Source organism: Bacillus sp. FJAT-45066, assembly GCF_002335755.1.
Lineage (GTDB): Bacteria > Bacillota > Bacilli > Bacillales > Bacillaceae_I > Bacillus_CD > Bacillus_CD alkalisoli.
Genome location: NZ_NISQ01000001.1, coordinates 2,559,395 through 2,583,234 on the forward strand (window position 1 = coordinate 2,559,395; position 23,840 = coordinate 2,583,234).

General features: G+C 36.9%; 25 protein-coding genes. 9 read left to right on the forward strand and 16 right to left on the reverse strand.

Translation table 11 applies throughout. The features are described 5' to 3' along the window. Window positions 1-72: 72 nt before the first annotated feature. The 5 genes from CDZ92_RS20415 to CDZ92_RS13005 form a co-directional block, all read right to left on the reverse strand. On the reverse strand, window positions 73-186 hold the full coding sequence (locus CDZ92_RS20415; protein ID WP_303621592.1) for an RAxF-45 family protein: 114 nt from the start codon (window positions 184-186) through the stop codon (window positions 73-75). Between the two features lie 172 nt (window positions 187-358). Continuing rightward, window positions 359-1,630, reverse strand: a complete 1,272-nt coding sequence (locus tag CDZ92_RS12990; RefSeq protein ID WP_096155625.1) for a competence protein CoiA family protein — start codon at window positions 1,628-1,630, stop codon at window positions 359-361. Window positions 1,631-1,723: 93 nt separating this feature from the next. Next, complete coding sequence (locus CDZ92_RS12995) at window positions 1,724-2,245, reverse strand: hypothetical protein (protein WP_096155626.1); 522 nt, start codon at window positions 2,243-2,245, stop codon at window positions 1,724-1,726. Window positions 2,246-2,460: 215 nt separating this feature from the next. After that, on the reverse strand, window positions 2,461-4,470 hold the full coding sequence (locus CDZ92_RS13000; RefSeq protein WP_096155627.1) for a zf-HC2 domain-containing protein: 2,010 nt from the start codon (window positions 4,468-4,470) through the stop codon (window positions 2,461-2,463). Between the two features lie 286 nt (window positions 4,471-4,756). Further along, window positions 4,757-5,329, reverse strand: a complete 573-nt coding sequence (locus tag CDZ92_RS13005) for a general stress protein (RefSeq protein ID WP_096155628.1) — start codon at window positions 5,327-5,329, stop codon at window positions 4,757-4,759. 218 nt (window positions 5,330-5,547) lie between these two features. Here CDZ92_RS13005 and CDZ92_RS13010 point away from each other — a divergent pair, with 218 nt between their 5' ends. The 3 genes from CDZ92_RS13010 to CDZ92_RS13020 are packed head-to-tail and all read left to right on the forward strand — an operon-like array spanning window position 5,548 to window position 7,836. Further along, window positions 5,548-6,102 carry a sigma-70 family RNA polymerase sigma factor gene (locus CDZ92_RS13010; protein ID WP_096155629.1) on the forward strand — a complete coding sequence of 185 codons (555 nt, stop codon included), beginning with the start codon at window positions 5,548-5,550 and terminating at the stop codon, window positions 6,100-6,102. After that, window positions 6,099-6,542, forward strand: coding sequence for a PadR family transcriptional regulator (locus CDZ92_RS13015; protein WP_096155630.1), 444 nt, complete (start codon window positions 6,099-6,101; stop codon window positions 6,540-6,542). Before CDZ92_RS13010 ends, CDZ92_RS13015 begins: the two co-directional genes overlap by 4 nt. Beyond that, on the forward strand, window positions 6,529-7,836 hold the full coding sequence (locus tag CDZ92_RS13020; RefSeq protein WP_096155631.1) for an FtsW/RodA/SpoVE family cell cycle protein: 1,308 nt from the start codon (window positions 6,529-6,531) through the stop codon (window positions 7,834-7,836). The genes CDZ92_RS13015 and CDZ92_RS13020 overlap by 14 nt, the downstream gene beginning before the upstream one ends. A 72-nt stretch (window positions 7,837-7,908) precedes the next feature. Here the strand turns inward: CDZ92_RS13020 and CDZ92_RS13025 are convergent, their stop codons facing one another. From CDZ92_RS13025 to CDZ92_RS13055, 7 genes are all read right to left on the reverse strand, one after another. Next, on the reverse strand, window positions 7,909-8,208 hold the full coding sequence (locus CDZ92_RS13025) for a hypothetical protein (protein WP_096155632.1): 300 nt from the start codon (window positions 8,206-8,208) through the stop codon (window positions 7,909-7,911). 99 nt (window positions 8,209-8,307) lie between these two features. After that, window positions 8,308-8,868: a hypothetical protein gene (locus CDZ92_RS13030; protein ID WP_096155633.1), complete on the reverse strand. Its 561-nt coding sequence runs from the start codon at window positions 8,866-8,868 to the stop codon at window positions 8,308-8,310. An 85-nt stretch (window positions 8,869-8,953) separates the two neighbouring features. Next, window positions 8,954-9,661, reverse strand: coding sequence for a hypothetical protein (locus tag CDZ92_RS13035; protein WP_096155634.1), 708 nt, complete (start codon window positions 9,659-9,661; stop codon window positions 8,954-8,956). 286 nt (window positions 9,662-9,947) lie between these two features. Then, complete coding sequence (locus CDZ92_RS13040) at window positions 9,948-10,145, reverse strand: helix-turn-helix transcriptional regulator (protein ID WP_096155635.1); 198 nt, start codon at window positions 10,143-10,145, stop codon at window positions 9,948-9,950. Between the two features lies 1 nt (window position 10,146). Next, a complete protein-coding gene (locus CDZ92_RS13045) occupies window positions 10,147-10,674 on the reverse strand; it encodes a DUF6773 family protein (protein WP_096155636.1) in 528 nt (175 codons plus the stop codon). A 446-nt stretch (window positions 10,675-11,120) separates the two neighbouring features. Then, window positions 11,121-11,360 (reverse strand): DUF1648 domain-containing protein, encoded by a 240-nt coding sequence (locus CDZ92_RS20350; RefSeq protein ID WP_255249820.1) that lies wholly within the window; start codon window positions 11,358-11,360, stop codon window positions 11,121-11,123. A gap of 414 nt (window positions 11,361-11,774) precedes the next feature. Further along, the gene (locus tag CDZ92_RS13055; RefSeq protein ID WP_096155637.1) at window positions 11,775-12,461 is read right to left on the reverse strand and encodes a DUF421 domain-containing protein; all 687 of its coding nucleotides are present in this window, start codon (window positions 12,459-12,461) and stop codon (window positions 11,775-11,777) included. A gap of 407 nt (window positions 12,462-12,868) precedes the next feature. On the opposite strand from CDZ92_RS13055, the gene katG reads away from it, so the two are divergent. From katG to CDZ92_RS13070, 3 genes are all read left to right on the forward strand, one after another. After that, on the forward strand, window positions 12,869-15,052 hold the full coding sequence (katG, locus tag CDZ92_RS13060) for a catalase/peroxidase HPI (protein WP_096155638.1): 2,184 nt from the start codon (window positions 12,869-12,871) through the stop codon (window positions 15,050-15,052). 478 nt (window positions 15,053-15,530) lie between these two features. Next, the gene (locus CDZ92_RS13065) at window positions 15,531-16,253 is read left to right on the forward strand and encodes an ABC transporter ATP-binding protein (RefSeq protein ID WP_096155639.1); all 723 of its coding nucleotides are present in this window, start codon (window positions 15,531-15,533) and stop codon (window positions 16,251-16,253) included. After that, entirely contained in the window at window positions 16,250-17,005 is a 756-nt protein-coding gene (locus CDZ92_RS13070) for an ABC transporter permease (RefSeq protein WP_096155640.1), read from the forward strand. Before CDZ92_RS13065 ends, CDZ92_RS13070 begins: the two co-directional genes overlap by 4 nt. 66 nt (window positions 17,006-17,071) lie before the next feature. Here the strand turns inward: CDZ92_RS13070 and CDZ92_RS13075 are convergent, their stop codons facing one another. The 3 genes from CDZ92_RS13075 to CDZ92_RS13085 form a co-directional block, all read right to left on the reverse strand. Continuing rightward, window positions 17,072-17,239, reverse strand: a complete 168-nt coding sequence (locus tag CDZ92_RS13075; protein WP_096155641.1) for a zinc-ribbon domain containing protein — start codon at window positions 17,237-17,239, stop codon at window positions 17,072-17,074. Window positions 17,240-17,293: 54 nt separating this feature from the next. Next, window positions 17,294-18,226, reverse strand: a complete 933-nt coding sequence (locus CDZ92_RS13080) for an SEC-C metal-binding domain-containing protein (protein ID WP_096155642.1) — start codon at window positions 18,224-18,226, stop codon at window positions 17,294-17,296. Between the two features lie 365 nt (window positions 18,227-18,591). Further along, a complete protein-coding gene (locus CDZ92_RS13085) occupies window positions 18,592-19,119 on the reverse strand; it encodes a hypothetical protein (RefSeq protein WP_096155643.1) in 528 nt (175 codons plus the stop codon). A 594-nt stretch (window positions 19,120-19,713) separates the two neighbouring features. On the opposite strand from CDZ92_RS13085, the gene CDZ92_RS13090 reads away from it, so the two are divergent. From CDZ92_RS13090 to CDZ92_RS13100, 3 genes are read left to right on the forward strand one after another with little or no spacing between them, the layout of a single operon-like run. Beyond that, window positions 19,714-20,076 (forward strand): GntR family transcriptional regulator, encoded by a 363-nt coding sequence (locus CDZ92_RS13090; protein ID WP_096155644.1) that lies wholly within the window; start codon window positions 19,714-19,716, stop codon window positions 20,074-20,076. Between the two features lie 2 nt (window positions 20,077-20,078). Next, on the forward strand, window positions 20,079-20,957 hold the full coding sequence (locus CDZ92_RS13095) for an ABC transporter ATP-binding protein (RefSeq protein ID WP_096155645.1): 879 nt from the start codon (window positions 20,079-20,081) through the stop codon (window positions 20,955-20,957). Then, on the forward strand, window positions 20,950-21,657 hold the full coding sequence (locus CDZ92_RS13100) for a hypothetical protein (RefSeq protein WP_096155646.1): 708 nt from the start codon (window positions 20,950-20,952) through the stop codon (window positions 21,655-21,657). Before CDZ92_RS13095 ends, CDZ92_RS13100 begins: the two co-directional genes overlap by 8 nt. A 209-nt stretch (window positions 21,658-21,866) precedes the next feature. Here CDZ92_RS13100 and CDZ92_RS13105 read toward each other — a convergent pair whose 3' ends face one another. Beyond that, window positions 21,867-23,723 carry a bifunctional diguanylate cyclase/phosphodiesterase gene (locus CDZ92_RS13105; protein WP_096155647.1) on the reverse strand — a complete coding sequence of 619 codons (1,857 nt, stop codon included), beginning with the start codon at window positions 23,721-23,723 and terminating at the stop codon, window positions 21,867-21,869. Window positions 23,724-23,840 lie beyond the last annotated feature (117 nt).

Sequence of the window (23,840 nt, forward strand, 5' to 3'; positions counted from 1 at the left end):
GTAGGAAACGCCCTCTTTTTACCTATATTTATTGTGGGTAAAGAGATGTTTTCTCTGTTTTTATTTTGCTATTTAGTTGCTAAAAATGGGCATACGTATCCCGTTGACAACTAATACAGCAAATTTTGCACGGACGAAATATAAGAATTCATTCCAGAAACCGCGCACCAAAACAGTAGTTAACATCCTTTCCCACCTCCGTTCTAAAAATTATGTTTATTTTAGCATTATTTAGTAATATTATCAAATGAAGATTAGGAAATTTCCAGCCACAGGAACAGTTCTTCTAGGATGTGAAATGTGGACGAGGTTAAATTTACATCCTATTAAAATGTGAATTTAACCCCGTCCCTGTTTCTCACAACAACCTCTTCAACTCCTCAAACGACCTCACATCATTTTCCTCAACAACATTCCACACTTTCTGGGCGTTCTTTGGTCCGATTTTTCGGAGCATGTATTTGGACCAGAGTTCTTGTTGTTCCTTTTGGGTTAGGTTGATTCTTTTCCTTAGTAACAACTTCAATTCATCATAATGCATGGCTCTTTTGTTTTCGTTTGCCTCGAGTTGTTGCTTTTTTCTCTCTTCCATCATCTGTTGGCGTAATAATTCTTTTTGTTTTTCTAGTTCTTTTCTTTGTTGTTCCTCGAGTTCTATTCTTCTGAGCTCGGCTTCTTCTTGTTCTTTGTGTAGGAAATGATAGTTTTCGATAAATTGATTTCTATTTGATTCTTCTATTTGAGGATCGCTTAAGTTTAACTTTTTTTCGTTTATTGCTAATGCTTGGGAGAATGGTATTTTGTATCCTTCTCCTAATAAAAATGCTCGAAATGGTTTTTGTATTCTGTCTTTTAGATAGCGATGAATGAGCACGGAGATTCCGTCTTCAGTTGATTGAATATAATATAAACTCCTTACTTCTACCTTTAAATTAGGCATGGAGGTTACGTAATTATATGGTTTAAAGAATGATAGATCTGTTGCTATTGTTTTTAAAGCAGTTTCCCATTTTTTATCTTCGGAAGTATGTAGTGAAATGGATGCTTCTGCTTCCCATAGGACGATGGCATGTTTTTCTTTTTCAATGGCTAGTTCTTTATTTTCTATGAACCAGATAGGGTGCATGCCTTGTTGTTGAAAGTACTTGTGGCGTTTTTGTATTTCTTTTGCAAGGGTAGCATCTAGGTTGGGGTTAACGTTTGTCACGATGGAAATAGCGAGTTCCGTTTGGCCAATTTTTAGAAAAATGTCAGGATATTGCTTTAAGTTTATGTTTGCACGATAACCGTAATCAACATTGATAGTGGGATTAATCTTAGAAGTAGATTTTAGTTCATCTATAAATATATCTACGAGGGTCTTATGCTGAGGAGTTTCTCTTTCTGTTTGTTTTCTATACTTTTTTTCTGCTTTATCTGCCATTTTTGATTCTGTGCAAGCTTCTGAATGCCTATGGGAAAAATGGACTTCTTTTATGTCACTGTACTTGACGATTAGTTCCGCCTGACAATAAGGACATTGGTAAATACCTTTTTTCGCGAGTTGCTTGTAGGATTGTACATGTTCTTTTGTTAAATGATATGGTAGTCTTTCGGTTACTTGTTCGATTACATGGTATGCTTCTCTCATTTTTATCACCTCTTCATTTTTAATAGAATAATAGGGACAGGCCGATTAATGCGTTGTTGCATTGTGGCTGCTGTCCCTGCCGTTCGTCTTTGGTTAACTATTTTCTCTTAACCATTGTTTTAACTCATCCGACAGCAAATTACTAGGAATCTCTTCCGGGATGAAGTTCCCAACCATCATTATTTTCACTGTGTTGTTGGATAGTTTTACGTAAACAACATCTTGGAAAGGAGTAGCGATTACTTTTTCGATGGCTAGCTTTTTCTTAGAGAAGTAATCTGAAATTCTATCTACTTCATCTTTAGACAGCTCCCATCGCTTTTGTACAACCTTACTCTTTTCTATTGTAACAACAGGTTCTCGTTCTGAGGAGTTAGTGGTGTTGTTTTTTCTTTTCGTATTTTCATTGATTTTGTGCAGTAGTTCTATGATTTCCGAAAAACCGAAGATAAAGATGGCACTTATAAAGGCGGCACCCCAAAATAGAAATGCAACATACCAATTAAATGAGTAGCTTGTTTCTGAACCGAAATATAACCCTACAAAGAAGCCGATGACTAATTCTGCACAGCCGAGGTAAAATAATATTTTGGAAATCTTGTTTTCTTTTTCCATAGTAGTTCCTCCTGTTATTGTATCTATCTTAATAGTAATAGAAATGGTGGGCTGTTTTTGGTGTATGAAATAAATGGTGAATTGAAGGAACAGAAACCTTGGTACAAATGCGTCAAGATCCCTATCCCTTCAAAGCAAATTTCTTAAGAAAGGATTCTGTGTAACAGGTTGGCTGGCGCTGAGCTTTCTCAATTTCATTTTTGCTTTAACTCCCCTTAATACACCGGCACCCTAACCGGCTCATCCATCCGAATCGTCGTACTCACATACCTAGCATTAATATAAACCGTATCTATATGATCTTTCGGAACACTTATAGAGAATTCCGCTAATTCTCTCTGTATGTCATGACCTTGATCACTTAAGAAATAATAAGCATATGGATCTTCATGCTCCACGTATTCCATGTCAAAATAATAACTGCGCTCATAGCGAGGATTTTCTTCTTTTCCTGTAATTGTGACACGATAGGTTATTCTTTCTTCCCCTTCCTCTTTTACAACTGTTAAGTATTCAAAGATAGTCCCGTCGAATGTTATGTTCATCGGCTCCTTGTCCACTTCTTTTAGCTGTAGTGGAAAGGAAAAGTCGGTCCTTTCACTCATGGTCACTTCGTATAAACTAAAATATAAAGGCTCCTTATTGTATTTCGTTGTATGATAGTTACCTTCCACCATTTTATACGTATACGGGTGGAATGCTTGCTCATAAATGGATTCGTCACTATCCAACTCGTAAAATCCACCTTCGGAATATTCGTCTACATAAAACGAAAACATCCCATACGGATGTTGAAGAAGAGCTTCTCCTTGTTCCGTTTCTATTTTATATTTCAGCTGAACGGATTCTATATATTTTTGATCGTTTGCACGCGATTCACGTAAAGCCTCGGAGGTATCTATTCTTGTTTTCATCACATTTCCAGTCGAGCTTGTTGTCCACTCTAAGAGCGAAATATCAAAAAGTTCCCCAACCGATACTTTCTGATCTAACTCGATGGTATTCGCTTTTTTCATTCCATCTTTATACAAAATTGGAACGGTCACTTCCCAAGGACCAAATACACCACCAATTCTGGATGTGGTGAAACGAAGGTCAAACGCTTCTGGAATCTCCTCCAACGTCCACATCCCTTTCGTTATATCTAGAAAAAACGAACCTTCTGTTGCTTCTTCATTCGTACTGATCAATGTTAGGTTACTTATCCGATGTTCCTCCTCATCGGAAATTAAATTAAACAAGCCACTTTCTCCCGTAAATCTTGTACTAATTAAGTGATTTCCTTGTTCATTATCCACGAATTCTAGTACTCTTTCTCTTTCATTTTCTATCCGAAAATCGACGCGCATCAACACCGGTGTAATTTCCACACCCGTAATCTCAAACGATACGCCGCTTGCTTCTGCTACATAGGTTCCCTCTTCCCAAACGTTATAAAAATCACCATACTTCACGTAGTTAGTAGCAAGCTTCGTCCATCCCTCAAACTTTGGCATATTTAACACGATAAGACCAAACAATAGGACAATACTTGCAGCCGTAAGTAGTTGGTAGGCCAATGACTTTTTCTTTCTTGTTTTGTCTTGCGTTTTTGCTATTGCTTTTTCTGCAAAAGGTGTTTCTAGTGGGTTTGGTTGAATGAACGCTTGCACTTTTTTCATCGTACCATTCGTTTCATCTACTAGACTACGACACGCTGGGCAAAATTCTAGATGGTCTTCCACTTCGGTGCGGTTTTCTGGAGATAGTAGGTGATGAGTGTACTTGGTAGTAGTTTCTATGCTTAAGCAGTCAGCGTTATTCGGTTTGTGAGAAATTTCTTGGTGAAAAGTAAGGATGACATTCTCAAGTGTGTTGGTAGGTACGTTTAGTAGTTTGCTAATGGATGGGAATGACAGTTTAAATAGATAATAAAGTAATAGAGATTGTTGTTCTGTCTGTTCTAATTGAAGAAAGTGGAGCTCGACTAGTTCGTGTTGTGACGAAGCTTCTTTTCGTTTTTTTAGAGTTGGTATGTTGTGATACATATGTATAACGGCATTCGTTGAAAAAAATTCGTGAAAAAGGTCGTTCTCTTTTGGAAGACTAGCTATCTCCTTTTTCATATGTAAAAACGTATTTATTACTAAAACCTCCGCATCTTCTTTGTTGTTCGTTAATAAGGAAGCAACTCGATATAAGCTAGCCTCATACTCAGCAATGATTTTTTCATATTCCATCGGCATTATTTTACCCCTTACCGTTTTTTGAATATTATAACATATTGGTAGCGTTTGGATAGGTAGATTTTACTAAATGAGGTCAGACCACTAGTACCTAAAATATCACCAAACTAGGGGGACTGGCTATAACACCACACAACAAAAAAAACGTTTCTTCTATTGTGGAAGAAACGTTTTTTTACTATATCATCTATTCATTTTCTAAAAAATACGAGTTTTGTTTAAAGCATAAGGGACAAGGGCTTCGATCCAAACGGGTAAGGTCCCTGTCACTAAACCAAAACATAACCTAGTATTTATCTACTCTATTATCCACTCGAACGTGGTCAGCATAAGTATGAGAATTTAGTGAATTGTTTGAAGAGAAATTATTATATAATCCTTCTTCACGTGCTTCATCTGCTTCTACTAGTACTACGATATGCCCATTGTTTAGGTGAGTTTCATACTCGAGTGCATGTTTTTCTGGGATCCCAGCTCCTGTAAGAGCACCTACGAGTCCACCGCCACTTGCTCCAATAGCTGCCCCCGTTAGCGCAGTCGCTAATGGTCCTGCTGCTGCAAGTACACCAATACCAGGTATCGCTAATAATCCAATCGAAGCAATAACCCCTGCAACACCACCAATAACGCCACCTGTTCCTGCACCTATGCCTAAACCTTTTGCTGCATTTTCAGCTCGTCCACTATCTTTTTCTGTCACTTCAGTACCTGTGACATCTTGTATACTATTAACATCATCACTATCTTTCGCAAAAACTGAAACTTCATCTTTCGTGTAACCCATAGCATGAAGCTCCTCAATTGCACGAATAGCCTCTTCTTGTGTTCGGAATACTCCACCAACAATTGTCTTGTTCATGTTATTACCTCCTAAGATTTTGTTAATTGCTAAGTACTAATTAGTAGATTCCCAGTATGGAGAGATGATAAACATAATGAATTAACTAGACAGACACCCCGATCCATTTTTGCACCGCGGTGTCTGTCCCTCCGCAACACTGAAAAATATTTTTTCACTCTTCCCCACCCAATTAACGCACTCTATCGTCTAAAATGAAGAAAGGGGGGATTTGCCAGATGAGTGAGATGGAACATGTAGCAATAACTACGGAAAATGAATGCGCCCGAGATAAAGTGTTGGAAGTATTAATCAATGAATATAGCGATCGAATTTTGCATCTTACATATACATATGTCAAAAATAAAGCAACTGCGGAAGATTTAACGCAAGAGATATTTATTAAATGCTATGAACGATTTCATCAATTCAACGAGCAATCCTCGTTGAAAACGTGGGTGTACCGTATTGCGAGCAACCATTGTAAAGATTATTTACGAAGCTGGCATCATCGTAAAGTGACCTTTAATGAAAAACTACTAACCTATATACCTTCGAAAGCTAAACAGATAGAAGAACAGATTGTTGCAATGTCTGAAGAAAATAGTCTTGTCCAAGCCATTATGTGCTTACCCACAAAATATCGGGAAGCTATTTTTCTCTATTATTATGAGGAGCTTTCCATAACGGAGATTAGTAATGTTACTGGTGTGAACCGCAATACGATTAAAACAAGGTTACAGCGTGCGCGAGAATTAGTAAAAGAACAAATGGTAGAGGAGGATAAAACATGAAGGATCCATTTTTCAATCTTAAAAGCACGATGAAGAAAACCGTCTTCAAAGACTTTTCTTTGTCTGATGAACGTAAACATGCGATTAAGGAATCCGTACAATCAAAACAATTGACGTCTATACAACCTATCTGGAAAGAAGAAACGATTGTCAAATTATTGGCCTCACTTCAAAATGAAGAGAAACATGGATATGAAATTTGCACCTATCTGTTTCAGCGTGATGAACGATGCTTTCATAACAACGAAGGCCAGCTTTATACGCTGTTACACCTTCTAGAAAATAAACAGCTTCTTTCCTCCTCTTGGCAAGATGAAAAAAAGTATTATACATTAACGTCTAAGGGGAAGAAACAATTAGCCTTAGCTACTAAAGATGGAGCGAAAAAGCAATGGAGCTTCAAGCATTTGCTGGAGGAGGCTTCTTATGAGCTCGACTAAGTTTGAAGATTTTCTGAAGAAAGTAACCTCGAGAGTAAAATCAAAAGAAGCGCACTCTCTCATTAAAAAAGAACTTTACAACCATATGAGTGAACTGCGCCAAACTTATCAAAAAGAGAAAATGTCGATTGAAGATGCAGAAGAAAAAGCGATAGAAAAAATGGGGAACGCTTATACATTAGGGGATCAATTAAACAAACTCCATAAACCGCGAATGGATTGGATGCTGACTATTTTATTTGTTTTACTATCAAGCGTAAGCTTTCTCCTTTTATCAGGTGGCGTGTTATCTTTACCTGCTAGTTATAATTTTATCCTTCGTCAAGCAATCTGGCTTACATTGGCTGTCATTGTTATCGTTTCTATTCTTTTCTTTGATTATCGGCGTCTTAAAAATGGATGGCTATTCTTTTACGTTTCAGGCTTTCTACTGCTACTTTATACTAGCCTTTTTGGGACTTTGATTAACGGAGCGCGTAGAGCGATATGGATATCTGATATAAGGTTAGACTTGACCGTCATTTGTTTATTTTTACTATTCTTAGGTTGGGCAGGAATTAGTTCAAACATGCACCTCTTCTCTGATTGGAAAAAACAGCTGCTATTAGTTGGATTATTCTGGAGTCCACTTTATCTATTCTTGACGCTACCAGATTTTGCATCTAGTATAATTTATGCAGTTTGTACTCTCACAATGATTCTCTATTCGTCGATGCCGAAGAAGGTGTTAGTAAAGTTAGTAGCTGTAAACGGAATCGTATTATCTTTCTTTATCTTTTTCCTTTGGCAAGTGAGAAGGCATAGTTTTACCACTCGCCTCACATCTTTCTTAAAACCAGAAGAAGATCCATATGGCTACGGGTATATTTATATGGTTTTAAAAGATGTATTTTCCCAAGCAAGATGGCTCGGTAATGGTTTTCAGCAAGATGCTGTGATCGGTCAGCTTCCAGATATACATACTGATTTCGCTTTTCCGTATCTTGTCTATTCGTTAGGTTGGGGCTTTGGTATTGTACTATGTTTCCTTCTATTACTCTTTATTTATCGAATGACGATGAATGCGTTTAAAACACACGATCATTTTGGTAGGATACTCGTAATTGGAGCAAGTGCCCTCTTTGCATTGCCAGCTGTGTGGAGCATATTAATGGGACTTGGGATTTTACCTATTGTTGGCTATTCCTTACCTTTTATCACTTACGGCGGCAGTAGACTTCTATTTTATGCAACGCTATTAGGTTTAGTCTTGAACGTCTATAGGAGAAAGGATATTGTGGAGTCTACGATATAATGTTAGAAGTGAATCAGAGGGACAGACACCGCGGTGCATTTTTGCGCCGTGGTGTCTGTCCCTCCGAAACATTCAATCAAACCTGCTCGTTTCAACACCATCTATAATATCTTCTAGTTCGGTTAAAAAGGTTATATATACAGGACCAGGTATTCTTTCCGTGAAGCTTTTAATGGCTGGCAGTTCTTCCGCCTCTTCAACCGTTTCAGGCTTTTCTTCTAGCCTGCCCCACCATGCCTTCATTTCATGAATGAACTCGTAAAAATACTGTTCAAATCTCTCTGCCCACTCCGCTCCTTCATCCCCTTCTGTTTTTTGCATCATCGTCCAGGCTTCAAGGGCTGTTTCGAAATGCTCGTTCATCTTGTCCATTTGAACCACTCCTCTCTTTTAAATGGAGGTAAATGGGGACGGGGTTTGATTTCTCATTTTTTGAAAGAATGAGAAATCAACCCCGTCCCCAATTTTCCCCTAGATTTTTTCAAAAATCAATCGCAGCCCCTCTCTACTTTGGTAAGAAGATTGATTCGTTATAATGCATAAGCCTTGCGCATCGTGGTCTGCTAGCAGCATCGTTGGTTCCTTGCTCATTTCAATTGATGCAATTTTATTTTTGTAATACACGTTCTTACCTTGTGTAATTAGCCACATGGAATTTTGTTGCGCTAAATAAAACCACTCTGTAAACACCTTTTTTAGTACTTCGCTGTTTGGAATAGTGATAGTGAACGCTGGTATTTCTGCATGATACGTTTTTCCATTAAACATCGTAAGGACCGTTCGGCCTGAAGGTTGATAATGAATTTCGAATTGATCTCTCATTAATAATACTGATTTAGCGTCATCCTCATATCCTTCAAAATGAATATAAAAAGGAAATTTGAAGCATGAAGTCGCAGCCTTTTGCAATAACACAACTGTATCTTCCACGTAATCCTCGTTATCTCCCCATATATGGAATTGTTCGTAATCTCCGTGAATGACTATCCAATCTTGGTCCTTCGTAAAGTCTTGCATGATATGAATATTCATTTTTCTTTACTCCTAAAGGATAAATTTGCACGGGGACGGGGGTGATTTTGAAAGAATGAGAAATCAACCCCGTCCCCATTTTTCATCAATCCCAATAATTAAACAAGAACTCGCCTTGGGTTTGGGGTTTCCAGTGTTTGATGCTGTATTCTTCCCATTTGGATAATGGGCGATGGATGCGGAATGGGCTGTTTAGTTGTTCTATTGTGCATACTTTGTATGGCGGTGCGAAAAAAGAAGCTAGTTCTTGGTGATAGGTGAAACGTGGGTAGCCACCTATCTCTTCCGTAAACGCTATATTGTAATCGTTGCAAAGTATATAGATTGTGCCATCCTTCAAGTCAAGTTTTACTGCATTATAGCTGCACATATCTAGGTCATCGTATGTTAATATTTGAAACTTTACGCGAAGGTTTCTGGCTATTTTTTTGCAAAGGTTATGAAAATCAACAAAGTCATAAGTACTAAAGGCTTCATCTGGAAGAGTTTCTAAGGTGCTTTCTCCTTCTAGCCCTATTAATCTATTCACTTCTTTAACGTGAACTCTTACTTTTGGATCGGAGAACAATTTATGAAAATCTTCTTTAGTTAATAGTGCAGGCCTCACATCGCCGGATTGGTCATAGGGAAGTGAATGGCCCCACATTGAGCTTTTTTCATCTAGTGTATAAAAGAAACTAAGTTCTTCATTTTTCACTTTAACAATGACACGTATGTCGTATGTATTATGGTATGTTCCATCTGAGCACGGCACTTGATGGTTGCATATTAGATCTGCTTTTAGGATGTTCATGTATATCCTCCTTAGTATCTACGACAATATCTTGTACCCTAAGTGACGTTCCCCTAAAGGTGACTTCTAGAGGCCATCGTAATAGAGTCTCATTTAATTCGTCTCACTTTCATTAATGGGTCTCTGCGAATGTGTTAATGACAAACTCTTTGTTGGCCTCTTCATCAGAAATTGTTCTTATTGGAGCTACTTCTTCTGATTCGAGGGGTCAGACACTTCGGTGCACTTATGCATCAAGGTGTCTGTCCCTCCGATTCACATGACCCTCCGATTCAAAATTTCTCAACTACTCTTCTTCCCAAAACAGTTGGTCTAATGTTTTCGATAGTGCTTTACATATAGATACACATAAACTTAAGGTCGGATTATACTTACCGAGCTCAATTAACCCTATTGTTTGTCGCGAAACACCAACAATCTTCGCTAATTCTTCTTGTGAAAGATCTTTCTCCACTCTCGCCATTTTCATCCGAATATTTTTCATGTTAATTCACCTTTTCTTCGTCATCTAACAATTCTTTCTCCATCGCTTTTTCACTACCTTTAAGGGCCATTAGAAAACTCCCACCAAAGAAGATTAAGAAGAATGGTAAATAAATTATTAGTGAGACAAAGAATACTAGGAAAAAGAAGTTATATGCTTCTGCAGTTGTTTCCGCAAAGCGAATGGCACTGTTTATACCAAAAAATAAAGCAATCCCTATTCCGAGAACAACACCAGTTAAAACTGTTTTCCACTTCATTGGAACTTTACTTTGTTGATCATGTAGTTCCACCTCTGCGGAAAATACACCTAACTGCATACTTCTTAACGTATAATAAGCCCCAACTGTAAGAAGTAGAATTAATTCCAACGCGATATTTTGAAGGTCAAAGGTTCCAACAAACAACTTATACGCTAGTGATACAAAAATAATACCAATGACTAGATAATAGATTTCACGGTAAATCCGGTTTTGCAATGCAACTATTCGTTCATCCTTTAAGACCGCATTCTTATTAAAAAAATTCATCCAAATCCCTCCATCATTTTTACTTTACATTTATAATAACATATTTTTAACATTTTGCAATATATATACGTCATTTAGTTATATATATTTATTACAATGGGGTCGAAGGGGGTGAAATAGGGACGGTGGTTGATTTCTCATTAAAGGAAATGAGAAATCGACCACCGTCCCAAATTTATCTTAAGATATTCTATTCATTTTAATGACTGTATACACAATAGGTACTAAAATGCCGAGAATAGTTATCGGGGTTGTGAGTGGCAAGACCGAAATCCCCCACCCCATTGCAACGGAAACAGTATGGAATAGGATGATTGCAAACAATAGGAGGCAAACGTTTTTCACTAAGTTCAATAGTTTTTTACTAATCGCATAAAAATGTGGCGCATTTTGCTCGTTTAAACGGGCTGGATAGTTGTGTATATGTGGGTATTTTTCCAATATAGTTAGTAAGAAAATATAAACGTACTGACGATCGGTAAAATTAATAACTCGCCTTTATGTCCCCAGCGTGTTATCTCCCCTGTTAAATTGTAATGCCCTGGCACTTTATCAGGCAGCCTCGACCAAACGGAAATGAGTAATATAACACTTCCAAAGAAGAAAGCTCCCCCCACTATATCCATTAACCACTCGATCTTTGTCTTCGGAATTTTTATAACTGGCCTTTCCCAAGAGTTATTCAATATGATTCACTTCCTCTCATACCTTTTATTACTTATACGTTTAAAAGGGACGATGGTTTCTTAATTTTTATGGACTATGGGCGAAACCCCTCAGAGAACTAGCATCACTAGACTCAACAACTATCAGTTTATTAAACTTTTATAAGTACAAATCATTGTGCTATTAACTGGCCAGCAGTCGCTATTTTAAGTCCAATGTTTTTTGCAAGACCATCTCGTATCATTAAGAATACAACCAGTTGCAGCAATTGCAACTGGTATGTAATGTATGGTATATCTGTACCTTTTCTTGTTTGGCTTTGATGGGCTTTTGCTGTAACAATTATCGCTTTTTCTACTAGGTTTTCAATTGATTAATCTGGTGAAATTAATAAAGTGTTTACAAAGAATTTATTGTCCAAATAATCCGGTTTCTTATAGGTAATCTTCTCGTTTATCAATATAAATATTGCCATTTCGATCGATTTGTGCAAAAAATACATCTTCTACCCTGGAGATATTATTTTCGTTTATCACATTTATTACCCACTCTTTATCTTTACCCAATAACTCTAAGCTTTTCTTTAAAATCTTTCCATCTATAATAAAAGCTTGCCCTACTCCTCTAGATGCTTGAATATTAAAAACATCTTTTTGCATTGCCGGTAAATAGGCTGGCTTTTTTAATACTGAAATGGTTCCGTCCGTTTCTAATAAGGCTGTTTCAACTTCGTCAATATTAAAGACACCCTTTTTACGTAAACTAGTTAAAAGGCTATCCATCGTAAGCAAAGTCTTCTTCAACCCTTCCTCTAATACTTGTCCTTCCTTTATAACAATTGTAGGTTCTGACTCTAATATTTTCCTCCCCCTAAAACTTTTGAGAGCGATAACATTGCTTATATAGATATATAAGCAAAATAATATTAAACCTGCCATGGTTATGAGGATCGGCACATCACGAGATACAATACCACTTGCAACAATAGAGCCAATTGTAATACCTGCAACAAAATCAAAGAAAGTCATTTGTGCAATTAATTTCTTATCAAGAATGCGACATAATATGTATAAAAGTATAAAGGAAATACTTGTACGAACAAAAATGTCTATAACAGTCATCTATAGCCCCCCTGTATAAACCGTTATCATTCTAAATAGTTCCCTTATTATTACTAAAATATTTACAAATATGGGAAATGGGGACGGGGTTTCTTTCTCATGTTGAAAAAATGTGAAATGAACCCCGTCCCCATTTCACACTCATAATTAGTAGACAAGCTAAATATAATGATTTGTAGGGATAAAGTGCACCGTGGGGTCTGACCCCACAGTTCACACAAAGTTCACGAGCATATTATTAGTATTTTTCAGTTAATTAGAGTTATATTATATTTATAATTAACACTTATTAATAATTATTGTAATTTAGATTATTATTTAGTATAATTATAAAGTAATAATAATTATCATTATTTAGTTAGTAAGTTTATTAAAATATAAAACTTTTTAAATAGGGGGAGAAATGGATGAACATGAATGACAATGCAAGTGCAGGAAAATGTCCTTTTAGCCATGGAGGCACTACTAGTCAAACATCAAGTGGGACGACAAATCGTGACTGGTGGCCGAATCAGTTAAATCTAAATATTCTTCATCAACAAGACAAAAAATCTAATCCTATGGGGGAAGATTTTAAATACACAGAGGAATTCCAAAAGCTAGACTATTTCGCGCTTAAAAAAGATCTGGAAGCGTTAATGACAGACAGTCAAGATTGGTGGCCAGCTGATTACGGTCATTATGGTCCTTTCTTTATTCGTATGGCTTGGCATGCTGCAGGTACATATCGTACTGGTGACGGTCGTGGTGGCGGTAACACAGGCAACCAACGTTTTGCTCCATTAAACAGCTGGGCTGATAACGGTAACCTGGATAAAGCACGCCGTCTTTTATGGCCAATTAAGCAAAAGTACGGAAACAAAATCTCTTGGGCTGACTTACTTCTTTTAACTGGAAATGTAGCAATCGAATCAATGGGTGGAAAAACATTCGGTTTCGGTGGTGGTCGTGCAGACATTTGGCATCCAGAAGAAGATATTTACTGGGGTTCTGAAAAGGAAATGCTAGGTGACAACCGTTACACAGGAGATCGTGAGCTTGAAAATCCACTTGCTGCTGTGCAAATGGGGCTTATTTATGTGAATCCAGAAGGTCCAAACGGTAACCCTGACCCGCTTGCAAGTGCCCGCGATATTCGCGAAACTTTTGACCGTATGGGAATGAATGATGAAGAAACAGTCGCACTAGTAGCCGGTGGCCATACTTTCGGTAAAGCACACGGAGCTGGCGATGCTGCTCACGTTGGTGCAGATCCAGAAGCATCTCTTATTGAAGCTCAAGGCTTTGGTTGGACCAGCACTCACGGTAGCGGTAAAGGTCGTGACACGATCACAAGTGGTATTGAAGGCGCATGGACTGCAAACCCAACTCAATGGGATAATGGCTTCTTTGATTTACTTTTTGGTTACGAATGGGAGCTTACAAAGAGCCCAGCTGGTGCACACCAATGGGCACCGATCAATCCTGCTGATGAGCATCTTGCACCAGATGCAGAAGATGCATCTGTTCGCGTTCCAACAATGATGACGACGGCAGATATTGCTTTACGAATGGATCCAGCATACGAAAAGATTTCTCGTCGCTTCCACCAAAACCCAGACGAGTTTGCAGATGCATTTGCTCGTGCATGGTTCAAATTATTACACCGTGACATGGGGCCAGTTTCTCGATATTTAGGACCTGAAGTTCCAACAGAAGAGTTAATCTGGCAAGATCCAGTTCCTACTGCTGATTATGAACTAACGGTTGAAGAAATTGAAAAAATTAAACTATTAATCTTAGATTCTGGATTAACAACTAGCGAGCTTGTTACAACGGCTTGGGCTTCTGCAAGCACGTTCCGCGGTTCCGATAATCGCGGTGGCGCAAATGGTGCTCGCATTCGTCTCTCTCCACAAAAAGAGTGGGATGTTAACCAACCTGAACAACTAGCGAAAGTTCTTTCGGTTTATGAAGAAATTCAAAGCCATTTAGAAAAGAATGTTAGCCTCGCTGACTTAATCGTCCTTGGTGGTTCTGCTGCTATTGAAAAAGCTGCACAAGATGCAGGCTATGACGTAACGGTGCCATTCGCGCCTGGACGTGGTGATGCCACACAAGAACAAACAGATGCAGAAAGCTTCGATGTGCTTGAGCCAGTTGCGGACGGTTTCCGTAACTATCAAAAGAAACAATTTAGTGTAAGTGCTGAAGAGCTTCTAGTAGACAAGGCGCAACTACTTGGTCTTACTGCACCAGAGATGACTGTACTAATCGGTGGTATGCGTGTTCTTGGCGCGAACCACGGTGGCACATCACATGGTGTATTCACAGACAGAGTTGGTACATTAACGAATGACTTCTTCGTAAATTTATTAGACATGGGTGTAGCATGGACGCCAGTAAACGGCAACCTATTCGAAGGACGTGACCGTAAGACTGGTGAAGTGGTAAGAACAGCAACTAGAGTCGACCTAGTATTTGGTTCTAACTCTGTACTACGCGCTGTCGCTGAAGTGTACGCTCAAGAAGACAACAAAGAAAAATTCGTTCGTGACTTCATCGCAGCATGGGTAAAAGTAATGAATGCAGATCGTTTTGATTTGAAATAAATTAGTTAACGAAACTAGGTTCTAGCTTAGAAAAATTTCATTAATAAAGAATCCGAACTACTTCAACATTCAAACTGCTGAATGTTGAATGATAGTTCGGATTTTTGTTTGTTTAAATGTTCTTTTATTCCAGTCTCTTTCTTTAAGAGACTTAAACAATTCAATTTGTACTATGTATTTTTTGAATACTGAATTGCATCTTGGGAGATTTTTTAGGAGTAGTTGAACTTTATTGGCTTTATGAAGTTCATCCACTTCTTTTTTTTGACGCTAATTGAACTTCATACGCCTTATGAAGTTCATCCACTTCTTTTTTTCGGCGCTAGTTGAACTTCATACGCCTTATGAAGTTCATTTCCCATATAAACCGAAAGCCCGTTGTACTTCATTTTTGCACCAAAGTGTCAGTCCCCTCGATTCATTCCTAATTCATTGGACATACTAAATGGAATAGATATTGTGAAAGGTTGGAAGCGTTTTGAATGAAGTAATTCAATTTAAGGATGTCCACTTTTATTCTGATGATAACGTTCATATTTTAAAAGGAATTACTGGTTCCGTATACGAAGGAGAAATTACTACCTTTGTTGGTCCATCAGGGGCAGGCAAGTCGACATTGCTCAAATTATGCAACGGATTATTAACGAAAAAATCTGGTGAACTACTCATAAAGGGAAAACAAATCGAAGAATACGATCCGATTGAGTTACGAAAACTTGTAGGTATTGCCCTTCAAAGTGCACCAATGGTAAGTGGCGATGTTTTTTATAATCTAAATTTGCCTCTCCAGTTGCAAGGAAAAGTATTGGACGAGCAAGATGCAAAACACTTACTAAATGTTGTTGGACTAGGAGAAGCATATATCCAACGCAACATAAAAGATTTATCAGGTGGCCAACGTCAAAAAGTGTCCATCGCTAGAACGTTAGTGAACCGTCCGGAAATATTATTGTTAGATGAAATTACGTCTTCTTTAGACCAAGTGTCCCAAAAAGAAATTGATGAACTAATTGGGAGGGTTAGTCAAACGTACGGAACAACCATCATTTGGATAACCCACAACATACAACAAGCAATATCGGTCGGAACGTCTACGTGGGTGTTAATGAGTGGAGAATTAATAGAAGCTTGTAAAAGTGATAGCTTACTGAAGTCAAAAAACGAACACGTACAAGCTTTCTTAAAGGGGGATATCAGATGAACCCTTTAGCTTTACTCATCGCACTTGTTTTTGTATTTATTCCTATCTTTTTATCAAAAACGTATCGACTTGGATTGGAAAAGGATACAACCATTGCTGTCGTTCGTTCTATTATTCAACTTTTTATCGTTGGATACTTATTAACATTCGTTTTTGAAGCGGAAAGTTATGTATTTATCATCATTATAATCGTTATAATGATTGCAGCAGCTGTTCAAAATGTAACAAAAAAAGAAACGCCAATAAAAGGGATTGTGTGGAAAGTGACCGCTACCCTACTATTTATCCAAGTGTTAACGCAAGGGATTTTACTTGGATTTGGCATCATACCCGCAACTGCTCAATATATCATTCCGATTAGCGGAATGGTCATCGGAAACTCGATGGTGTTGGGTATTCTTTTTTTGGATCGTTTTATTTCAGAAGTGGAGTCGAGAGAAGATGAAATCGAATTAATACTTTCTTTAGGTGGGAATCCTAAACAAGCGATACATTCCCAACTAATACTTTCTATTAAAGCTAGTATGATACCTACAATTGAAAGCCAAAAAACAATCGGACTTGTCCAATTGCCAGGGATGATGAGTGGCCAAATTATTGCTGGCGCTAGCCCTATTCAAGCTGTTCAATTCCAACTACTCATATTATTTTTACTATTAACTACCGCGTCTGTTACGAGTGTTATGTTAGGGTTACTATCCTATCCTACACTGTTTAATAACCGAAAGCAGTTAATGAAAATAAGAGAGTAATGGACTCAAATTGGTGCCTGATCCACATTCATTAGTAACTTATACGGGATCAGGTACCAAACATAATCAATCACGACACTCTTTACACCTTTTGGGGTAAACAAATCCTTTTTGTTTATAAAATTCCTGTTCTCCTATGGTAAAAGTATAACGGTCCCAGCAATCCCAACATTTTAAGATAATATCCTGAGGAGCAGCCCCCACTAAAGCCTCACGTATAGTGTTATCTCGCATTTCTTTAGTTTTTCTGTCACATACGATATCGCGCTACTCTTCACTTGGTATAAACTACATGTTTTCAATATCTTCTATACGTTCTATTAAAGCCAAAATTTCTTCTTTATCCTTGGCAATAGCTAGACCTTTTTTAAAAATCTGCCTTGCTTTATCGTAATCTTTTTTAGGTCCAAAAAAGTACATGTCACCCCAGCCAACATAGCCCCAAGGGTTTTCAGGAAAATCCTCTACTAGCTTTAAGAATTCTACTTCAGCTTCTTCGTATTTCCCTAATCTAGCAAAAGATTCACCAATGGCACGTCGCATGTTATGTATGATTAGCTGACTTTCTTTAGGAAAAAGGGCACAAAATTCACGGCAATACGTAATTCTTTTTTCAAAGTATGTTGAATCTTCCAGACCCGCATTATAAAGCGCGTTCTCCAAGTCTTGACAAATATTTCTGATAAAAAAGCAGCCCTCATATTGTTTGTTTAAATAGTCCAAGGTTTGGAATACAGCATTAGTTCTATGCTTAATAGCCTCCCAAACTTGTAACCAAGTTTCACAAGCAGCAAGCAAGTTTGTATCTAAATTGTCATATCCACTTTTAATCATATCATCCATTTGTTCCAACGATAACTTATTTAGCGGAGCCATCCTTACCCACAGTACCCAAGCAGCAAGCCACGGGAAATCTTCTTCTAGCCCCTTAGCAGTAACTTTATATTGTTCAAACCAATTTTCCGAAATTGCTTCCGCAGAATAGAATCTCTCTATATCTTTTAAAAATAGTTCCTTGTTAAATGGAATGCCCATTTTCGCTAACTTTTGGGTAATTTCATCTGTACTTAGTTTATCTATTTTCTCATAAGTTAGTAATGGATTAGATATTTTCATTTCCTCTTGTTTCACTTTCAGTTCTTCTAGTTTTCCAATGCAACACTTCTTATATTTTTTCCCACTACCACAAGGACATGAATCATTTCTATTAATTTTGACCATGTTCCTATCTCCTTTGAATAATTGAATCAATTTCATAATTACTGTTCTTTTAGTGAAAAACAAATGTTAAGTTTATTATAATTAAATAACGTTCGATCTAAAACGTTATTTATAAGAAAGAATAGGTTCACTATTCGTTTTTCGTTTAGTAATTGTACATTATGAAACTCACTCAATTAGTAGTATATATTTTTTCTATTATAATAACGTAGAGTATACTAATCTCATTTAAAGATTTAATCCAACTATATGAGGTTATTATTCTACACTTTTCAGTATTTCTATATTAACTAATTTTAATACACTATAACAAAATTGCCAGCCCCCCAAACAGTAAGATTGTATTGTAGTGGGGGCGCTGGCATTTATGATTCTTTTTTCTTTTTCTCTACTTCACCAAATTTGATTGGTTCTTTATTTTCTGCTATTACAAGTCCATCTAAATCAATGACACGAATATGTGGTTCTTCTCCTTCGTATAGCTCGGAGTGTTTATAAAACTGTCGCACAACTGAATCAAGAAATACTGCCTGGAGGGAATTTTCTAGTGAATTACCTTCGTAATTGTTGAACACTAGTTCCACTGTATCAAACTCTACTAACTCGGCCCTTTCTAGTAGCAACTCACCTTGATCGTCCGCTTCGGTAAAACGGAATAATAGTTCATTAAAGGTTTCTGCTGATAAATAAATATCATTCCAATTAAAGTCTTTGGAATCAAAGTCCATGGTTTCTAGTTCTTCGGCTGTAGTAAAGTCCCCTCTAGCTTTTTTCCCTTCTTTTTGTCCCGCTTTGGCTTCATCTTTGGTCGATTCTTTTTCTGCTTCATCATTTCCACCACAAGCAGTCAACAATCCCATGATACAAACAACCACAAATAACTTTCTTATCAACTCGGCTATCCCCTTTCTGTTGATTACTTAGATGTGGTTATTATTTGCAAGATATGGTTTATTATCCATGTGAAATTGGGGCGGGGTTCGTTTCACATTTTCGAATCCTTTAAATGAGAATTGGGGACGGGGTTTGTTTTCTCATAAAGAATTTGAATACTCTATCAAGCGTATGTACCTCTCTTTAAAATAGCTTCCACCTCATTAGCAGGTAAAGGACGACTATAATAATAACCTTGTCCATATTTACATCCATTCCATTTTCAATTTAAAACTCCACTTGCTCTACTTTTTCAATACCTTCTGCAATTAAATCAAAATGCAGGTTAATGATTTAGAACACTAAAAAAAATATAAAGATTTAATAATGTAAGCCCAGTGTTTCCTTAACGGAGCACTGGGCTTTATTCAGGTCAGGGAGTTAAAGCCCACTTTCCTACCTTAAATATCTCCTAACCCGAAACCAACCATCCAACCCATTCTCATAAAAAATTGTATAGTTTTTCTTTTTATGTTGACTTTTCTTTCCAACGGTTTTATAGTTAATTACATAAGTAACTAACCAATTAACTAACTAAGTAAGTAGGTGATGAAATGGACTCACGTTTGATGGAAGACAAACCAATTTTCGTACAAATTGCAGAACAACTTGAAGCAAGTATATTGGATGGTTCCATAAGTGAAGGAGAACGGGTGCCTTCCACCAATGAGTTTGCAAAACACTATAAAATCAACCCCGCTACAGCAGCAAAAGGAATTAATCAGCTAGTTGATGAAGATATTTTATTTAAGAAAAGAGGAGTCGGAATGTTTGTGGCTGAAGGAGCTAGGAACAAAATCCTTGCGAAGCGTAAAAAAGCTTTCTACAGCGACTATGTTGTTCCATTAAGGAAAGAAGCAGAAAAGTTAGGAATTGACCCACAAGAATTACAAGCTTATTTTCAAAAGGAGGAATAATAATGAAAATAGAAATGCAAAACGTGACGAAAAAATATGGCGCAAAACTTGCATTGAATAACTTAAGTTTAACTTTAGAAGAAAATAAAATTTACGGATTGTTAGGTCGCAATGGTGCTGGTAAAACGACCTTAATGCAGTTGCTAGCAGGTTACATGCTTCCATCAAGTGGGAACATTCTTGTGAATGGAAAAAAACCTTTTGACAACCGTGAAGTATTAAAAGATATATATTTAATTAACGAAAGCAATAACTTTATGAGGAGCTTTAAAATTAAAGATACATTAAAAATGGCTTCTTTATTTTATCCAAACTGGTCCCAAGATACGGCTAATCGTCTTTTGAAAGTATTTCACCTTGACGAAAAAATGAAGGTAAAAGGCCTTTCTAAAGGTATGGAATCTGCTCTTGGTATTATTATCGGTTTAGCTAGCCGCACAAAAATCACTATTTTCGATGAACCATATATTGGATTAGACGCATCCGCTCGTTACACATTTTACGACATCCTCTTAGAAGAATACGAAGCCTACCCAAGAACCATTATTTTATCTACCCATTTAATTGACGAAGTAAGTAACTTATTTGAAGAAGTGATTTTGATTAAAGAAGGAGAACTACTTTTCCACCATACAACGGAACAATTACTCGAGCTAACAGTGAGTATTTCTGGCAGCAAAAAGGCAGTAAATGAATTTATTGAAGGAAGAAATGTTGTCCATACAGCCGAACTAGCAGGGCATAAAGAAGTCACTCTTTTCGGGGAAAAGTACGATAAGTCACACGCAAAAGAGCTTGGCCTAACGATAGAGCCAACCAATATTCAGCACTTAATGGTTTACTTAACCGAGGAAAAACAAGGGGGAAAACAATATGCTTAGAGATTTAAAAGCTATTCTTTACTTTTTTGCCATAGATATGAGATTTTCCTTTTCTATATTTTGGACTATATTTATCGCGAGTTCTTTTTTCTTACTAGCGATCTCGTACAGTTTTTCTGTAAATATGGTTGTATCCATAAGTGTAGCAACGTACGTTTTCTGCGGAATTGCAGGGTTTTTACAAACGAAAATAACTTTTCCGTATTCCATCAAATTTGGTTTTACGAGAACTCGTTACGTTCTCGGCAACTTAGTCTTTAACGTGCTACTTGCTGTAACTATGTCCGTTATTCATTTACTTGTTAATTCTTTATTAAATGGTGCTACGAGCATACTACAAACTACTTCTTTTTCCATTCTTACAACAGTAGAAGGAACAACATTAGCGAATACTTGGTATAACCACATGCTTGTAGATATTGTGTTATGCAGTTTGTTCTATAGCGTTTGTTTGTTGCTTGGATCGGTGTTTTATCGTTTAGGATTAGCTGGTGGGCTAATGTTGGTCGCACTTGTTACGGTTACTATATTCTTCCCTGAAACTAGAAACGTTCTAGTGGAACAATTTGTTGCGATGGATAATGGATCAATTCAATTATCTTTACCATTCACTCTTTTGATTACAGTAATAGTTTTATCAGCCTTACCAGTATGGCTTATGTTGCGTAAAGCTTCCACTATAGCCGGAGTAGCAAGATAAGAATCGGGGACGGGGTTCATTTCACATCACATTCATTCATTGAATGTGAAACGAACCCCGTCCCCATTTCTCACCCATTTTTCTCATTCTAAATCTTCCTTACTAATCCAACCTATTGTGTTTGTTTTATTTAAGGTGTGGAAGAACAACTTTTCGTTGTGAGAATTGGGGACGGGGTTTGTTTTCTCATAAAGGATATTAATAGTCTATCAAGCGTATGTACCTCTCTTTAAAATACATTCCACCTCATTAGCAGGTAGAGGACGACTATAATAATAACCTTGTCCATATTTACACCCATTTTCAATCAAAAACTCCACCTGCTCTATTTCTTCAATACCTTCTGCGATTAGATCAAAATGCAGATTTTCTCCCATTTTTATCATCGTTTTTACTAGTGCTGCTGTGTTAGAATTTGTTAAGATTTCTTTAATAAACGTTTTATCTATCTTTACTAAATTAATTGGTAAATGATTCAAAACACTTAATGAAGAATACCCTGTACCGAAGTCATCAATAGATATCTTTACTCCTAGGTTCCTTATTTTTTGTAACACGGTTGCACTATGGGAGATATTTTGCATCACGCTTTCTGTAATCTCTAAACCTAAATAATCTGATGACAATTGACTTTCGGATAACGCTTTCTTAATTTTTTCAATAAAATCTATGTCTTCAAATTGAATAGTGGATACATTGACGGCTACTTTTATCATAATTCCTGATGATTGCCATATTTTATTTTGTTTACACGCCTCTTTTAACACCCAGTTTCCAATAGGAACAATCATTCCTAAATCTTCCGCTATCGGGATAAATTCTATAGGAGGAATCTGACCTAATTCCGGATGTTTCCATCTTATTAACGCCTCTACCCCGTATATCTTCCCTGTTTCTAGATGTATTTTAGGTTGATAATGTAGTTCAAATTCATGGTTATGAAGTGCCTTCTTTAATCCTTGTTCCAATTTTCGTTTCCGGTCCATTATATTTTTATCTTCTGGTATATAAAATTGATAATTATTTCTACCTCGTTTTTTGGCCCAATACATGGCAGTATCCGCATACTTCATAAGTGTGGTAATATCTTGACCGTCCTTAGGAAAAATACTAATACCTATACTCGGTGTTGTATAGTACTCCTCACCTTCTATATAAAATGGTGCTGTAAAATCTAGTAAAATCAGTTCTGCTACTTGTTTTACTTTCTCCTTGCTTGTGTTTTCTAAATATAATATAAATTCATCTCCACCTTGACGAGCTACTACACCACCATCCACATTTGCCACTAATCTATCACTAACTTGAATTAAAAGTTTGTCCCCAGCAGCGTGACCTAACATATCATTAATCATTTTAAAACGATCAATATCAATAAACATGACAGCTAACATGGTTTGATTTTGTTTACACCTTTCAAATGCTGATTGCAGACTAAAATTTAGCATTGTTCGGTTTGGTAGTCCTGTTAGATTATCATGATAGGCTATGTACTTCAGTTTTTCTTCCATTTGTTTTCGTTCGGTTATATCATATGCTACACCATTTAATTTTAAAATTTTACCTTCTTCGGATCTCATTGCTTTTCCAAAGAGCTCAAACCAATGTACTTCTCTATTTTTGCGAAAAAATCGAAATTCACATTTTGCAGGATATCCTAATAGCAAGTCATGATAGAAGATATCTACTCTTTTTTTATCATCTGGATGGACTATTTTAAGCCAAAGGTCATAATCTTCTTCAAATTCTTTTGCCGTATACCCTGTACTTTTCTCAATCCCTTTGGACACTTTTATTCTGTTCGTTTTTAAGTCATTTTCCCATAGAAAAGAATAGCCATTATCAAAATGACTTTGTAATTCTTTTTTGCTTAGTTTTAACTGATTGGCATAGTATTGAAGTTGATCATGTTGCTTTCCAAACCACCACCCAAGGGCCGTGAAAATGATGGTAGCAATTGCGTCACTCATAGGAATATAACCTATAATTCTATAATCACTTATGATGAATACCATACAAAGCGAAAATACTAGTATCGTTCTCGATATTCTTCCCTTATATCGCATTAATGCTAACTCCTCTAAACAATCGAATTAGTGCCAGTTTACATGGAATATTCATTCCAACTATTAGTATTCTTATTCTTTTCAAAAGTTCTGAACATATTCTTTTTAGATGTGAAA

What these genes read in the sequence shown, in the direction of transcription:
- CDZ92_RS20415 (WP_303621592.1), bottom strand. Translation starts at nt 186, where the DNA reads ATGTTAACTACTGTTTTGGTGCGCGGTTTCTGGAATGAATTCTTATAT.
- CDZ92_RS12990 (WP_096155625.1), bottom strand. Translation starts at nt 1,630, where the DNA reads ATGAGAGAAGCATACCATGTAATCGAACAAGTAACCGAAAGACTACCA.
- CDZ92_RS12995 (WP_096155626.1), bottom strand. Translation starts at nt 2,245, where the DNA reads ATGGAAAAAGAAAACAAGATTTCCAAAATATTATTTTACCTCGGCTGT.
- CDZ92_RS13000 (WP_096155627.1), bottom strand. Translation starts at nt 4,470, where the DNA reads ATGCCGATGGAATATGAAAAAATCATTGCTGAGTATGAGGCTAGCTTA.
- CDZ92_RS13005 (WP_096155628.1), bottom strand. Translation starts at nt 5,329, where the DNA reads ATGAACAAGACAATTGTTGGTGGAGTATTCCGAACACAAGAAGAGGCT.
- CDZ92_RS13010 (WP_096155629.1), top strand. Translation starts at nt 5,548, where the DNA reads ATGAGTGAGATGGAACATGTAGCAATAACTACGGAAAATGAATGCGCC.
- CDZ92_RS13015 (WP_096155630.1), top strand. Translation starts at nt 6,099, where the DNA reads ATGAAGGATCCATTTTTCAATCTTAAAAGCACGATGAAGAAAACCGTC.
- CDZ92_RS13020 (WP_096155631.1), top strand. Translation starts at nt 6,529, where the DNA reads ATGAGCTCGACTAAGTTTGAAGATTTTCTGAAGAAAGTAACCTCGAGA.
- CDZ92_RS13025 (WP_096155632.1), bottom strand. Translation starts at nt 8,208, where the DNA reads ATGGACAAGATGAACGAGCATTTCGAAACAGCCCTTGAAGCCTGGACG.
- CDZ92_RS13030 (WP_096155633.1), bottom strand. Translation starts at nt 8,868, where the DNA reads ATGAATATTCATATCATGCAAGACTTTACGAAGGACCAAGATTGGATA.
- CDZ92_RS13035 (WP_096155634.1), bottom strand. Translation starts at nt 9,661, where the DNA reads ATGAACATCCTAAAAGCAGATCTAATATGCAACCATCAAGTGCCGTGC.
- CDZ92_RS13040 (WP_096155635.1), bottom strand. Translation starts at nt 10,145, where the DNA reads ATGAAAAATATTCGGATGAAAATGGCGAGAGTGGAGAAAGATCTTTCA.
- CDZ92_RS13045 (WP_096155636.1), bottom strand. Translation starts at nt 10,674, where the DNA reads ATGAATTTTTTTAATAAGAATGCGGTCTTAAAGGATGAACGAATAGTT.
- CDZ92_RS13055 (WP_096155637.1), bottom strand. Translation starts at nt 12,461, where the DNA reads ATGACTGTTATAGACATTTTTGTTCGTACAAGTATTTCCTTTATACTT.
- katG (WP_096155638.1), top strand. Translation starts at nt 12,869, where the DNA reads ATGAACATGAATGACAATGCAAGTGCAGGAAAATGTCCTTTTAGCCAT.
- CDZ92_RS13070 (WP_096155640.1), top strand. Translation starts at nt 16,250, where the DNA reads ATGAACCCTTTAGCTTTACTCATCGCACTTGTTTTTGTATTTATTCCT.
- CDZ92_RS13075 (WP_096155641.1), bottom strand. Translation starts at nt 17,239, where the DNA reads ATGCGAGATAACACTATACGTGAGGCTTTAGTGGGGGCTGCTCCTCAG.
- CDZ92_RS13080 (WP_096155642.1), bottom strand. Translation starts at nt 18,226, where the DNA reads ATGGTCAAAATTAATAGAAATGATTCATGTCCTTGTGGTAGTGGGAAA.
- CDZ92_RS13090 (WP_096155644.1), top strand. Translation starts at nt 19,714, where the DNA reads ATGGACTCACGTTTGATGGAAGACAAACCAATTTTCGTACAAATTGCA.
- CDZ92_RS13095 (WP_096155645.1), top strand. Translation starts at nt 20,079, where the DNA reads ATGAAAATAGAAATGCAAAACGTGACGAAAAAATATGGCGCAAAACTT.
- CDZ92_RS13100 (WP_096155646.1), top strand. Translation starts at nt 20,950, where the DNA reads ATGCTTAGAGATTTAAAAGCTATTCTTTACTTTTTTGCCATAGATATG.
- CDZ92_RS13105 (WP_096155647.1), bottom strand. Translation starts at nt 23,723, where the DNA reads ATGCGATATAAGGGAAGAATATCGAGAACGATACTAGTATTTTCGCTT.